This is a genomic window from Stenotrophomonas sp. STEN008, from assembly GCF_056760435.1.
This window is the reverse complement of record NZ_JBRRET010000023.1, coordinates 1-13,287: the sequence shown is the minus strand read 5'-3', so window position 1 is coordinate 13,287 and position 13,287 is coordinate 1. Positions and strand designations below refer to the sequence as shown.

At 67.8% G+C, this 13,287-nt stretch carries 13 protein-coding genes; 4 read left to right on the top strand and 9 right to left on the bottom strand.

Going from position 1 to position 13,287, the window contains the following annotated elements; all coding sequences use genetic code 11:
• Positions 1-261 precede the first annotated feature (261 nt).
• From ACVOME_RS12185 to ACVOME_RS12175, 3 genes are all read right to left on the bottom strand, one after another.
• Positions 262-1,083 carry a serine protease gene (locus ACVOME_RS12185; protein ID WP_197600184.1) on the bottom strand — a complete coding sequence of 274 codons (822 nt, stop codon included), beginning with the start codon at positions 1,081-1,083 and terminating at the stop codon, positions 262-264.
• 219 nt (positions 1,084-1,302) lie between these two features.
• On the bottom strand, positions 1,303-2,028 hold the full coding sequence (pyrF, locus tag ACVOME_RS12180; protein ID WP_180876196.1) for an orotidine-5'-phosphate decarboxylase: 726 nt from the start codon (positions 2,026-2,028) through the stop codon (positions 1,303-1,305).
• Positions 2,025-2,942 carry a 5'-nucleotidase, lipoprotein e(P4) family gene (locus tag ACVOME_RS12175; RefSeq protein ID WP_128987646.1) on the bottom strand — a complete coding sequence of 306 codons (918 nt, stop codon included), beginning with the start codon at positions 2,940-2,942 and terminating at the stop codon, positions 2,025-2,027. The genes pyrF and ACVOME_RS12175 overlap by 4 nt, the downstream gene beginning before the upstream one ends.
• Before the next feature lie 99 nt (positions 2,943-3,041).
• On the opposite strand from ACVOME_RS12175, the gene ACVOME_RS12170 reads away from it, so the two are divergent.
• The gene (locus ACVOME_RS12170; RefSeq protein WP_111187079.1) at positions 3,042-3,692 is read left to right on the top strand and encodes a YceH family protein; all 651 of its coding nucleotides are present in this window, start codon (positions 3,042-3,044) and stop codon (positions 3,690-3,692) included.
• A 48-nt stretch (positions 3,693-3,740) separates the two neighbouring features.
• Here the strand turns inward: ACVOME_RS12170 and ACVOME_RS12165 are convergent, their stop codons facing one another.
• Both ACVOME_RS12165 and ACVOME_RS12160 read right to left on the bottom strand, forming a co-directional pair.
• Positions 3,741-4,268 (bottom strand): GNAT family N-acetyltransferase, encoded by a 528-nt coding sequence (locus ACVOME_RS12165; RefSeq protein WP_053516055.1) that lies wholly within the window; start codon positions 4,266-4,268, stop codon positions 3,741-3,743.
• A gap of 86 nt (positions 4,269-4,354) precedes the next feature.
• Positions 4,355-6,331 (bottom strand): UvrD-helicase domain-containing protein, encoded by a 1,977-nt coding sequence (locus tag ACVOME_RS12160; protein ID WP_053516100.1) that lies wholly within the window; start codon positions 6,329-6,331, stop codon positions 4,355-4,357.
• 118 nt (positions 6,332-6,449) lie between these two features.
• Here ACVOME_RS12160 and ACVOME_RS12155 point away from each other — a divergent pair, with 118 nt between their 5' ends.
• Both ACVOME_RS12155 and ACVOME_RS12150 read left to right on the top strand, forming a co-directional pair.
• The gene (locus ACVOME_RS12155) at positions 6,450-7,208 is read left to right on the top strand and encodes an SEL1-like repeat protein (RefSeq protein ID WP_053516053.1); all 759 of its coding nucleotides are present in this window, start codon (positions 6,450-6,452) and stop codon (positions 7,206-7,208) included.
• A 39-nt stretch (positions 7,209-7,247) separates the two neighbouring features.
• The gene (locus tag ACVOME_RS12150) at positions 7,248-7,868 is read left to right on the top strand and encodes a thymidine kinase (RefSeq protein WP_481505129.1); all 621 of its coding nucleotides are present in this window, start codon (positions 7,248-7,250) and stop codon (positions 7,866-7,868) included.
• A 214-nt stretch (positions 7,869-8,082) separates the two neighbouring features.
• Here ACVOME_RS12150 and ACVOME_RS12145 read toward each other — a convergent pair whose 3' ends face one another.
• The 4 genes from ACVOME_RS12145 to ACVOME_RS12130 all read right to left on the bottom strand — a co-directional run bounded on the left by ACVOME_RS12145 (position 8,083) and on the right by ACVOME_RS12130 (position 12,153).
• Positions 8,083-9,687, bottom strand: coding sequence for an OpgD/OpgG family glucan biosynthesis protein (locus tag ACVOME_RS12145; protein ID WP_053516049.1), 1,605 nt, complete (start codon positions 9,685-9,687; stop codon positions 8,083-8,085).
• A 105-nt stretch (positions 9,688-9,792) separates the two neighbouring features.
• Positions 9,793-10,605: a bifunctional DNA-formamidopyrimidine glycosylase/DNA-(apurinic or apyrimidinic site) lyase gene (mutM, locus tag ACVOME_RS12140; RefSeq protein ID WP_065174093.1), complete on the bottom strand. Its 813-nt coding sequence runs from the start codon at positions 10,603-10,605 to the stop codon at positions 9,793-9,795.
• A gap of 19 nt (positions 10,606-10,624) precedes the next feature.
• The gene (locus tag ACVOME_RS12135; protein WP_128987651.1) at positions 10,625-10,954 is read right to left on the bottom strand and encodes an EF-hand domain-containing protein; all 330 of its coding nucleotides are present in this window, start codon (positions 10,952-10,954) and stop codon (positions 10,625-10,627) included.
• A complete protein-coding gene (locus ACVOME_RS12130; protein WP_053516042.1) occupies positions 10,951-12,153 on the bottom strand; it encodes a DesA family fatty acid desaturase in 1,203 nt (400 codons plus the stop codon). Before ACVOME_RS12130 ends, ACVOME_RS12135 begins: the two co-directional genes overlap by 4 nt.
• A 214-nt stretch (positions 12,154-12,367) precedes the next feature.
• Between ACVOME_RS12130 and ACVOME_RS12125 the strand changes: the two genes are divergently transcribed.
• The gene (locus ACVOME_RS12125) at positions 12,368-13,126 is read left to right on the top strand and encodes an ABC transporter ATP-binding protein (protein WP_227255255.1); all 759 of its coding nucleotides are present in this window, start codon (positions 12,368-12,370) and stop codon (positions 13,124-13,126) included.
• The last annotated feature ends 161 nt before the right edge of the window (positions 13,127-13,287 follow it).

Sequence of the window (13,287 nt, the reverse complement as noted above, 5' to 3'; positions counted from 1 at the left end):
GCAAGCCGGGACGTCACGGTTTCCAGCCAAGGGGGTCAGATCCCCTCTGCTGCGGCAGAAGGGATCTGACCCCAGCGCCGCCACCGGGATAAAAAAAGAGCCCGGATCACGGGGATCACAGGCTCCTCAAGCCGGCTCGAGGCCGGAGGACAGTGTTGTGGCGCAGGTCCGGTCCGAAGACCGGATGGCGCGATCCTACGCCGCCGCACAACTTAAGGCAACACATGATGTAATGTTATTCAACTTATTGATTTTATTGAATCAATCGCGTTGCCACACGGATTCGATGAAATCCACGGCATGTTTTTCGGCGATTCGGGCATAAACCCCCGGGTAGCCAGCCAGGGCACAGCCTTCGCCCCAGCTGACGATGCCGAACTGGGTCCAGCCCTCCCGCAGGCGCAACAGCAGGGGCCCGCCCGAATCCCCCTGGCAGCTGTCGATGCCCTCGCGACCGGCACAGATCACCTTGCCGCGGGCCAGCTCGCCGGCGTATGCCTGCTGGCATTGCGTGAAGGGCACGAAGGGCGTCCGCACCGCCTGCAGCTCGGTCGGGTAGATCACGTCGTCATCGATGCCGGTGTCACCCCAGCCGATCACGGTGAAATCACGACCCGGCTTGAGATAGCTGGCGTCCGGACGCAGGCGCAGGGCAACCGGCTGCACGTCGGCCAGCGGCGCGCTGAGGTGGATCAGGGCCACGTCGTGCTCCAGGGTGTTGCCGCTGTTGAAGGCCGGATGCACGTGGATCGCCCTGATGTTGGATGCTCGAGGCGATGGCGCGCTGGCCAGCGTGGTGCTGCCGGCCAGCACCGCCAGCCGCGCGGGCGAGTTGCCCTGTACGCAGTGCGCGGCGGTCAGGATCCAGGACGGCGAGATCACCGTGCCGCCGCAGACGTGGCGGTCGAAGTCACTGTCCCCCAGCTCCAGGCCCTGCAGGCTGACCATGAACGGGTACTCGCCAGGCACGGCCGGGGCGCCGCCGATGATGTGGGGCGACCCGGTCGCCGGTGCTGCTGCGGTGGCAGGAAAGATGGCAGCGGCCAGCAGGCCACCGAACAGCAAAGAGGTGCTGCGATACATATCCTTGTACTCCCTCTATCGATGATTGGAACCGGCGAAGCCGCGGTCCACGCCGGTGCATCGATTGGAAGGGCGACCACCCCCGCGCACTGCGAGCGGGCTCACAGTTCATCCGTGTGGGGACGGTCGCGTCATTACGGGAGCCACAATTGCGAACGCCATCCCGCATGCAGCGCGATGGCGTTCATGATGTCGCCGTGATCGCTGTTGGTGCGGGACTCAGCGTGCAGCCAAAGCCGACGCGATTTCCTGCTGGATCGACCGCGCCGCTGCCTGCGGATCGGCCGCCAGGCGGATCGGTCGACCGACCACGATGGCGTCGGCGCCATCGGCAAACGCCTGGGCGACGCCGACGGTACGCTTCTGGTCGTCGCCGACCGGACCCCCGGGGCGGATGCCCGGGCAGACGATCGAGAAGCCGGCACCGCTCGCGGCACGGATCGGCGCGGCTTCCTGGCCTGATGCGATCACTCCGTCGATACCGGCGGCCTGCGCGGCCAGCGCGCGCTCGACCACCACGTCCACCGGCTCGCGGTCGATCCCCATCTGAGCCAGGTCCGGACGCCCCATCGAGGTCAGCACGGTGACCGCCAGCAGGCGCATGTCGCCGGTGCTGGCCGCGGCGCAGGCTTCCATCATTGCCGGATGCCAGCCGTGGATGGTGGCGTAACTGACCGGCCACTGCGACAGCCGCCGGATCACCGCCGCCGCGGTAGCGGGGATGTCGAAGAACTTCAGATCGACGAACACGCGCTTGTCGCGGCGCGCCAGCTCATCCAGCACCTGGAAGTAGTCACCGGACGCCAGCAGTTCCATGCCGATCTTGTAGAAGGCCACGCTCTCGCCGAGGCGGTCGACCCACTCCAGTGCCTGTACGCGGTCAGGGACATCCAGCGCGAAGATCAGGCGCTCATCGTCGCGCAGCGGCAGCGGTGCGCGGCTCACGGCGCGTAGTCCAGGGCAGCGCGCTTGGCCTCATGGCGTGCCTGGCGCGACTGGCTGTAGTCATTGTTGAACTGCGCCGGCTCGAAGCCGCCGTAGGTCGGGTTCGGCAGCATCCACCAGCGCTCGCCGAACCAGTCGTGGTACTGCTGCAGCAGTGCGTCACGGCCTTCATTGGTGTTGGCGGTCACTTCCACGAAGTCGCCCAGCTGGTCGCCGAACTGCATCAGCACGCGGTACTTCTGCCCGGCCAGGCGCCGGCGGCAGTTCTTCTCGCTACCGGCCTGCTCGCAGCCTTCGACCACGGTGCCCAGGCCCAGGAACACGCTGTCATCGGCGACCGGCAGGCCCTGCTCGCGCAGGTTGGCCAGGGTCGCTTCCTTCAGGTGCACGGCGCGGTTGGAGATGTACAGAAGGGTCACGCCGCGGGCATTGGCCGCCTTGGCGAAATCGACCACGCCGGGAATCGCCTTGGCCTTCTTCTCCGCGACCCACTGGTCCCAGCTCAGCTCGTCGTATTCCTTGCCATCGCGCACCAGGCGCGCCTGGTAGGGCGAGTTGTCCAGCACGGTTTCGTCCACGTCCAGCACCACCGCGGGCTTCAGACCCTTGGCCTCGTTGCCGCGCTCTTCCGGCACCAGCGCGTCCCAGTGGGCTTCCTTCAGCGCGCCGTCCAGGCGGTCGGCGGCGGCACGGTAGGTCTGCTCGGTGATCGCGCGGTACTCCTGCGCGCGCTGCATCCACAGCACCGCGTTGAGGTTGTCGTTGGCGGTCGCTTCGCCGGCCGCCCCGGTCTTGGCAGCCGGGGCCACCGGAGCGGCCGCGTCGGTGGCCGGGGTCTCGACGCGCTTGCAGGCGGACAGACCCAGCAGCGCCGTGGCGAGCAGGGTGAGGGACAGGGAAACAGGACGACGCATGGCATTCACCGGCAACAGATATCGGCTCATTTTACCGGCAAAGGCGCCATCGGGACGGCTATGCTTGGCGGTTGACCCGATGCCTTCCCGGAGGCCGCCATGACCGATGCCATCCAGACCCCCGACCGTCCCCTGCTCGATCCCGTGCAGGCCCGCCTGCTGGGCTGCCTGGTGGAGAAGGAGGCGACCACGCCGGACACCTACCCGCTGACGGTCAACGCCGCCCAGTCGGCCGCCAACCAGAAGACCGCGCGCGAGCCGGTGATGAACGTCGACGCCGGCAGTGTCCAGCACGCGCTGCGCCAGCTGGAGTCGATGGGCCTGGCGCGCCAGCACTTCTCCTCGCGTGCAGACCGCTACGAGCATCGCCTGCAGGCCGCGCTGGACCTGACCCGGCAGCAGACCGTGCTGCTGGCGATGCTGCTGCTGCGCGGGCCGCAGACACTGGGCGAGCTGGTCACGCGCAGCGAGCGCCTGTACCGCTTCGCCGACACCGACGAAGCCCGCCACGCCATCGAGCGCCTGCAGCAGCGTGAGCTGCTCATCGTGCTGCCGCGCGCCAGCGGCCAGCGCGAGGACCGCTACATGCACCTGCTGTGCGGCGAGGTGGACGCGGCGGCACTGGCGGCACGGTACGCAGGCGGTGCCGGTGGCAGCGAGCCGGCCGACCCGGGCCTGGCTGAACGGGTGGCCCAGCTGGAAGCGGCAGTGGCCGAACTGCAGGCGCAGCTGGCGGACCTGCGCGGCTGAGGCGGCCCGCCGGGCCTGGCCCAACGCTGTCGATGCGGTACAGGCGGACTAGCCGACCGGCGCCGCTCCCGGCGTGGCATACAGACGGCTGGGCGTGGCGATGCCCGGCAGCTGGATGACCCCCTGTTCGCACATGCCCAGGCCCAGCAGGATTTTCCCGGACACGACGTTGTCCAGGTCGGTGATGCCATAGAGGTCCTGCAGGCCAAGGGCGCCGCGCGCGTGGGTGAAGACCGCCCGCGCTGCTTCTCCTGCGTAGCCGTGCCCCGTGTACTCCGACAACAGTGCATAGCCGATGTCCGGTCCCGGCAGGCCGTCGCGCCGGACCAGCCCGGCATTGCCCAGCCAGGCGCCATCGGACAGACGCTCGATGGCATACATGCCGAACCCGTTCAACGCATAGCTGTGCAGCACGCGCAGGGCGATGTACTCGCGGGCCTGCGCTTCGCTGTGCACGTTGCGGTCACCAATGAAGCGCACGAAACCAGGATCGTTGAGCAGCGCCAGCATCGGCGCCGCATCACGATCTGGCTCGATGCGGCGGAGCCGCAGGCGTTCGCTTTCGATGGGATGCATGCGCAGACCTGTGGGTGGAGAGGCCCGATTGTAGGGCGATGTGCTGGGGTCAGAGCCCTTCCCTGCGGGAAGGGATCCGACCCCGGTCAGTCGAACAGGGCCTCGATCGCCGCCAGTCCCGCCGTTGCCCGCTCCTTCTTGCGCGCGGCATCGGCCACCGGATCGGCGCCGTCGCGCTGGATCTCCTCGGCCGGGATCTCGTCGAAGAAGCGGCTGGGCTTGAGCCGCACATGCTCGCCGAACTTGCGGGTGAGCTTGCTGTAGCTCATCCACAGCTGGATCTTGGCGCGGGTGATACCCACGTACAGCAGCCGCCGCTCCTCCTGCAGGTTGCCTTCGTCGAGGCTGACCTGGTGCGGCAGCACGCCGTCCTCGCAGCCGACGATGAAGACATACGGGAACTCCAGGCCCTTGGAGGCATGCAGGGTCATCATCCGCACCTGGTTGCCGCCCTCATCCTTGTCGCTGCGCGACAACAGTGCCAGCTGGCCGGCCAGATCGGCGGCGGTGGCACCGCGCGGACCGCCTTCAAACCACTGCGCAAGTTCCTCGATGTTGTTGGCGCGGCGCTGGTAGCTGGCCTCTTCCTTGGCCTGCTGGCGCAGCTCGCTGAGCAGGCCCGATTCCTTGGCGACCTTGCGGATCATGTCACCGGAGCTGACCTGCCGCATCTGTGCGCGCAGGTCGCGCAGGATGTCGGTGAAACGCGCCAGGCTGTTGGCAGCGCGCGGCGGCAGCTGCGACAGCGCGCCGATCGCCTCGGCCGCCTGGGCCATCGGCATGTCTTTTTCCGATGCCAGTTCGGCCAGCCTGGCCAGCGTTCCGGCACCCACGTCGCGCTTGGGCGCCTGCACGGCACGCATGAATGCGGTGTCGTCGTCCGGGTTCACCAGCAGCCGCAGCCAGGCCAGCGTGTCCTTCACTTCCTGGCGCTCCAGGAACATGGTGCCGCCGGTCAGGTGATAGGGAATACGCAGCAGCTGCATCGCCTTCTCCAGCGGCCGCGACTGGAAGTTGCCGCGGAACAGGATGCAGAAGTCACTCCACGGCACGTTGCGCGACTGCGCCACGAAGGCGATCTCGGCGGCCACCTTCTCTGCCTCGTGCTCGCTGTTGCGGCATTCCCATACGCGGATGCGCTCACCGTCGGCCTGATCGCTCCACAGCTTCTTCAGGTGCTCGTGCGGGTTGTTGGCGATCAACGCATTGGCCGCGCGCAGCACGCGGTTGGAGCAGCGGTAGTTCTGCTCCAGCTTGATGATCTCCAGCGTGGGGTAGTCGCGCCCCATCTGCTGCAGGTTCTCGGGGTTGGCGCCACGCCAGGCGTAGATGGACTGGTCATCGTCACCCACGCAGGTGAAGTTGCCCTTGTCCCCGGCCAGCTGCTTGAGCAGGCGGTACTGCGCGTCGTTGGTGTCCTGGCATTCGTCCACCAGCAGGTAGCCGATGCGTTCGCGCCAGGCCAGGGCGATCTCCGGGTTCTCCTCCAGGATCTGCACCGGCAGGCGGATCAGGTCGTCGAAGTCGACCGCGTTGAAAGCGGTCAGGCGCAGCTGGTAGCGCTCGTAGACGCTGGCTGCTTCCTTCTCGCGGTTGCTGCGCGCGGCAGCCATCGCCTGCTCGGGCGAGAGACCGGCATTCTTCGCCCGCGACACCAGGTTCTTCATGTCCTCGATATCGTCGGGCTTGGCGCCATGCATCAGGTCCTTGATCTGCGCGGCGGCGTCGTCGGCATCGAAGATCGAGAAGCCGCGCTTCAGGCCCACCGCCGCATGCTCGATCTGCAGGAACTTCAGGCCCAGGGCGTGGAAGGTGCAGATGGTCACCTCGTCGGCGTCCTGCTCGCGCAGACGCTTGGCCACACGTTCGCGCATCTCTTTGGCCGACTTGTTGGTGAAGGTGATCGCGGCGATGCGGCGGGCCGGGTAGCGGCCGCAGCCGATCAGGTGGGCGATCTTCTCCACGATCACGCGCGTCTTGCCGCTGCCGGCACCGGCGAGCACCAGCAACGGGCCTTCGATGTGCAGGACGGCGGCGGCTTGGGGAGGATTGAGACCGTGCATGATGGGCGGATTGTACCGGGCGGCCGGGCACCACCACAGAGTCGCCATCGCCCGGCCCGGCTTGCGATGGGCGCTGTCCGGTGCTATCAGTGGGCAGACGCATCAATGGAGTGATGTCATGAACACGCACACGCGCTTGTTCTGCCTGGTCATACTCGCGATGGCTGCGCCAGGCTTGGCGGTGGCCGCCGCGCCGGCGCTGGAGTGCAGGTTGCAACCGGCCAAGCCCATTCCCCGCGATGTACTCACCAACGGCTTCTTTGAGGCCCATCCTGACCTGCGATGGCGGGGTCATGCCCTGGGGCTGTATCGCGAGGGCAAGTACGCGCAGGCGCTGCGCAGCTTCCGCACTGCCGCGCTGTATGCCGACAAGTTCTCGCAGTCGATGGTGGCGCGGATGTACTGGCAGGGCGTCGGGACCGCCGTCGACCGGCCGTTGGCCTATGCCTGGATGGATCTGGCCGCCGAGCGGATGTACCACGATTTCCTGCGCCAGCGCGAACTCTACTGGGAGCAGCTGGACGAGACCGAACGCGCACAGGCCGTGCACCGGGGCCAGGCCGTGTATGCACGCTTCGGCGATGCCCAGGCCAAGCCGCGCATGGAGAGGAAGCTGCGCCAGGGCCTTGGTCAGATCACCGGCTCGCGTACGGGCCATATCTCGCCCGGGCTGATGGTGGCGTCGCGTTCGGGGCCCGACGCTATGCCCGGCCTGGTTACCCCTCAGGTGCCGGCGCAGCTGGTCTACGACAAGGCCTGGTGGGATCCCCAGCGGTACTGGTGCAACCAGGATGCGTTCTGGGCCCGCCCACTGGATGCCTCCGTCGAAGTGGGCGAACTGGAGCAGCTGCCGAACGTGCCACCGGCAGCGAAGTAGCCTGCGGCCGGCTGCGCAGCGGATGCGTACAATTGGCCGATGGCCAAGCTCTACTTCTACTACTCGGCGATGAACGCCGGCAAGACCACCACCCTGCTGCAGAGCGCGCACAATTATCGCGAGCGCGGCATGCGGGTGGCGATCCTGACCCCGCGCCTGGATGATCGCGCGGGCGCAGGCGTGGTGGCCTCGCGTATCGGGCTGCGCGCCGAAGGCATGGCGTTCGACCGCGACACCGACCTGCAGCGCTGGGCCGAACAGGACCTGGCATCGAACGGGCCGATGGGCTGCCTGCTGGTGGACGAAGCACAGTTCCTGACTCGCGCGCAGGTCTGGCAGCTCGGCGAAGTGGTCGACCAGCTGCGCATCCCGGTGCTGTGCTACGGGTTGCGCACCGATTTCCGCGGTGAACTGTTCGAAGGCAGCCAGTACCTGCTGGCATGGGCCGACGAGATGCAGGAGATCAAGACCATCTGCCACAGCGGCAAGAAGGCGATCATGACCGTCCGTGTGGATGAGCATGGGCATGCCGTGCAGGACGGCCCGCAGGTGGAGATCGGCGGCAACGACCGCTATGTGTCGGTGAGCCGGGCCGAGTTCAAGAAGATCACCCGCGGTGAAGGCCGCATCGAGCCGATGCAGGCACCCTTGCCGCTGTAGGCGGTGTTTGGCAGGGCTGCGCTCACCTGCAGAAGCAACGTCAACGTCGAATGAAACTGTGGGGTCAGATCCGTTTCCCTTCGGGAAAAGGGATCTGACCCCATCGACGTATCCAACTCACCCCGGGAAACTGCCCATCCACAGGAAGCCAGCTTCTGACGTTGCTCCAGTGTCTGCGGATGGGGGGCTGCAAGCCCTGCAAACCGACACCCACTCAGTACAGCGTCCGCTCCGGTGCACCGGCCGGCGGCGGCGTGTACTGGTACAGCCAGGTTTCGGTCAGCGGCTTGCCACCGCTGCGCAGGTACAGGCGGATGTCGATCTGTTCGGTGCTGCCTTCCGGCGGCACCAGGTCGAACATCGCGCGGTAACCGTCGATCTCGCGCAGCGGACGCGCCGATACGATCTCGACACGGCCCCGGCTGGTTTCCACCACTGCCTCGACCTCGGCCTTGTCGATCAGCTTGGCCAGTTCGCCGCCTTCGAAGTCCACGGCGAAGCGCCACGAGAAGTACTCGCGCTTCTTGCCGACCACACCGCCCAGCCCCGTGCGGCTGGCCACGCAATGCGCCAGCGGTGGCCGTGCCGGCGGCTCGGCGCCCCAGTACAGGCGGTAGCCGACCAGCAGCTCCTGTCCCGGCTGCGGCTTCTCCTTCGGATTCCAGAAGGCGACGATGTTGTCGAAGGTCTCATCGACCGTGGGGATCTCCACCAGCTGCACCGAGCCCTCGCCCCATTCGCCCTTCGGCTCGATCCACAGGCAGGGGCGCTTCTCATAGAAGACGCCGTCGTCCTGGTAGTGATCGAAGTTGCGGTCGCGCTGCAGAAGGCCGAAGCCACGCGGATTGCGGTCGACGAACATGTTGAAGCGCAGGTTGCGCGGATTGCACAGCGGCCGCCAGATCCACTCACCGGCCCCGGTCCACATCGACAGGCCATCGGTATCGTGGATCTCCGGGCGCCAGTCCCAGTCCATGCGGCGGTCGTTCTCACCCACCTGGTACATGCTGGTGCACGGCGCGATGCCCAGGCGCTCGATCGCCTTGCGTGGGTAGAGCGCACTGTCGATGTCCATCAGCAGCACATCGCCGTTGGTGATGGCGAAGCGGTAGGCGCCGGCTACGCTGGGCGAGTCCAGCAACGCATAGACGATGATGGTGTCCGAATCGGCGGCAGGCTGTTCGAGGTAATAGGCGATGAAGTCGGGAAACTCCTCCGGCCTGCCCATGCCGGTATCGATCGCCAGGCCGCGCGCGGACTGCCCGTACTGGCCTTCCTTGCCGACCGCGCGGAAATAGCTGGCGCCAAGGAACGCCGCGAAATCGCGGTCGGTATCCTTGCGGGTGTTCAGGCGGAACCCGGCGAAGCCCAGGTCCGCCGGCAGTTCGCCGTTGCGGATCCCGCTCTTGCCGTAGTTGAACGCTGCACCGTCATACGCCAGTTCCTGCGCCTGGCCGTCGACCACGTCGAACATGCGCACCGGCGAATGGAAGTACAGGCCCAGGTGGAAGAACTTGGCCTGGAACTTGCCGGGCTGATCGGCCCACAGCGCGTGGTCCTGGCGATAGCTGATGGACTGGTACTGGTCCCAGTCCAGCGCTTCAAGCCGGCCCGGCAGCACCCGCTTGTGGCTCTGGTACGGAGCCTGTGCCAGTGCGCGTGCCTGCCCCTTCAGGGTGGCGAAGCTGAACGGCTGCGGCTGGCCGAGGCGGCGCAGGCCGACCTGGCCGTTCCTGCTGGCGGCGCAGGCGGGCAGGGACGGCAGGCCGAAGGCTGCCAGGGCCAGGGAGGCGTTGCGGATGAAGTCGCGTCGTTGCATGCAGGCGCGTCAGGCACAGGGAAGGGTCGGCCATCATAGGCAGACAAACGTTAACGGGCAGCGGAGGGCGCAACCTCCCATTCAGCTGCCGCTGGCTGGACCGCCTCAGCGCTGGCAGTGGCTGCACCACACGCTGGCACGCTGGCCGATCATGGCGTGCTTGAGCAGGCGTCCGCAGGTCGGGCAGGGCAGCCCGTCGCGGCCATAGACCAGCAGTTCCTGCTCGAAGTAGCCGGGTGCGCCATCGGGGCTGATGAAATCACGCAGTGTGGTGCCACCGCGGGTGATCGCGTAGCCCAGCGTTTCCTTCACCGCGGTGGCCAGCCGCTGGTAGCGCTCGCGTGAGACCTTGCCGGCCTCGCGCAGCGGGCTGATGCCGGCCTTGAACAGGCTCTCGGCGGCATAGATGTTACCGACGCCCACGACCACCGCCTGGTCCATGAGGAAGGTCTTGACCGGGGCGCTGCGGCCGCGGCTGCGGGCGAACAGGTAATCGCCATGGAAGGCCTCGTCCAGCGGTTCAGGCCCCAGCCCCTGCAGCAGCGGATGGACCTGCCCGGCCGGTTGCCAGAGCAGGCTGCCGAAGCGGCGCGGATCGTTGAAGCGCAGCAGGCGCCCGTTGTCCAGGCTGATATCCACGTGGTCATGTGGCCGCAGTGGGGTATCTCCGGGCAGTACACGCAGGCTGCCGGACATGCCCAGATGCAGTACGGCGCTGCCGATGGCCGTGTCCAGCAGCAGGTACTTCGCGCGCCGGCGGATGCCTTCGATGCGCTGTCCCGGCAGCAGCTGCGCAATCTCCGGCGGAATCGGCCAGCGCAGGTCGGCGCGGCGCAGGATCACGCCGTGGACGCGGCGGTCCTGCAGATGCGGGGCCAGGCCGCGGCGGGTGGTTTCGACTTCGGGCAGTTCAGGCATGCCCCGATTCTACGCCCGCTCAACGCGGGGGCGCGGACAGCTCACGGGCGTCGAGAAACCCGTCACCGTTGGCATCCTGCTTGTGGAAGCGCTGCACGATGACCTGCCGCTGCTGCTCGCGGGTGATCGCTCTGCCCTTGCCACCGGGCAGTTCATCGGTAGTCAGCACGCCATCCCCATTGCGGTCCATGCGGTCGAAGGCATACAGCATCCACTGCACGTACTCGGTCTCGCTGACCCGGCCGTCGCCGTCGCTGTCCATCTTCTGCAGGTAGCTGCGGGTGTCGCTGACCTGGGCCGGGGCGGCGGCCGGCAGCAGCGCGGCCAGCAGCAGCGCCCCTGCCCTCATGCGCCCACCAGCGTGTAGCCCTTCAGCCGTTCGGCATAGGCCTGCAGCGCGGCGATTCCGCTCCCCTCGGCCTCGCGGCACCACGCCTGCAGGTGTCGCAGGCGCTCGGCGGCATCGTGCCCGCGCGCCTCCAGCAGCGCAGCCAGCCGCGCGCGGTACTCGACCAGCACACGGATGCGCGGGCGTTGCGCCACCCACTCGCTGAGCTGGGCACGGTTGTCCGGCTTCAGCCAGCGCCCATCGTTGACCAGGCCGCGGCGCAGCCGCCGCGGCAGCAGCCGGCGCAGCTTGGCGCCCGCCTGGGCGGCTTCCTCGCGCAAGGCCGGCATGAAGACGTTGCGCTGGTAATCGGTCATCGCCTGGAAGCGATGCGACAGCAGTGCCTTCAGGGTCTCGGCGTCGGGCACGGCGATGTTCGGGCGCACATCCATCGCCGGTGCGACGCGCAGCACCCTGGCCAGGCGCAGGGCCTGCAGCAGGCGGATCGCGCACCAGCCGATGTCGACTTCCCAGCGCCGCATGGCAAAGCGTGCCGAACTGGGGAAGGCATGGTGGTTGTTGTGCAGTTCCTCGCCACCGATCCAGACGCCCCACGGTGTCAGGTTGGTGGAGGTGTCGGCCGATTCGTAGTTGCGGTAACCCCACCAGTGCCCCAGGCCATTGACCACGCCGGCCGCCCAGAACGGAATCCACGCCATCTGGATCGCCCACAGTGCTACGCCCGGCAGGCCGAACAGTACGCTGTTGATGGCCAGCAGCAGCACCGGGCCGAGGGTCGCATGCGGGGTATACAGGTGGCGCTCGATGGCATCGTCGGGCGTGCCGCGTCCGTACTGCTCGATATCCGCGCGCATGCCGCGTGCTTCCCGATACAGCTCCACTCCCCGCCAGAACACCGTGCCGATGCCGCGCGTGACCGGGCTGTGCGGGTCGTCCTCGGTCTCCACCTTGGCGTGGTGCTTGCGATGGATGGCCACCCACTCGCGGGTGATCATCGAGGTGGTCAGCCACAGCCAGAAGCGGAACACGTGGGCCAGTGCCGGATGGAAATCGACGCCGCGATGGGCCTGGCTGCGATGCAGGTAGAGCGTCACCGAGAAGATGGTGATCTGGGTGAAGACCAGCAGCACCGCCAGCATGGCCCACCCTCCCAGGCCGAGCACGCCACCGGTCAACAGGGATATCAGGGCATCGGACATGGAGGCTCTCCGGATCGCACGGGGATGGCAGACATCATGGCCGCTTGCGTTGCAAACTGCACCTCTGACCGCGGTGCGCCAGCACCGCTTCCGTGGCACCGTTCACAGTTGGGGACCTGAGTTGTCGAGCCTGGATCCGCGCGCCCGCGCCGTTGTCGCCGTCCCGTCCGCCGGGGAGCGGCCGCCGTTGATCGAACTGGACCGCGCCAGCGTGATGCGCGGCCAGGTGAAGGTCCTGCATGGGCTGAGCCTGCGCATCGCGCAGGGCCAGCACACCGCCCTGCTCGGCCCGAATGGCTGCGGCAAATCGACCTTCATCAAGCTGATCACCCGCGAGCTCTACCCGCTGGCGCAGGGCGACGGCGCGGTCGCGGTGAAGGTGCTGGGCCAGAACCGCTGGCAGGTGGACCGGCTGCGCTCGCAGCTGGGCATCGTCACCGGTGACCTCAGCAGCACGCTGTCCGAGATGCCGGGGCTCACCGTCGAGCAGGCCGTGCTGTCCGGTTTCTTCGCCAGCTGCGTGGTGCCGGCTTTCCGTGAGGTGACCGCCGAGATGCGTGCCCGCGCCGGCGAGACACTGGCGATGACCGGTGCGCTGGCCCTGCGCGAGCGCGCCTATGCAGAGCTCTCTGCCGGCGAGACGCGCCGGGTGCTGATCGCGCGCGCGCTGGTGAACCGGCCGCAGGCGCTGCTGCTGGACGAACCCTCCACCGGCCTGGATCTGGTCGCCCGCCAGCAGCTGATCGCGACCATGCGGGCACTGGCGCAGCAGGGCATCACCCTGGTGCTGGTGACCCATCACATTGAAGAGGTCATTCCCGAGATCGAGCGGGTGGTGCTGCTGCGCGACGGCCGCGTGCTGGCCGACGGCAGTCGGGCCACGCTGCTGTGTGACGAGCCTCTGTCGGCGGTGTTCGGCGGGCCGATCCGGGTGGTTGAACAGGATGGCCGGCTGACGGCGTACGCGGGGTGAGCAGTACGCCTGCGCAGTGCCGGCGTCGGCGTGGCGCTGCAGGCGGTGCAGGGTAGCGGGGCGGCCGTGCCGCGCCCCCCCGCCACGGGCACCCCCCCCCCCCCGCCGCCGGGGGGGGGGGCGGTGGCGGACCGCGGGGGGGGTGACACAGCACCGCCCCC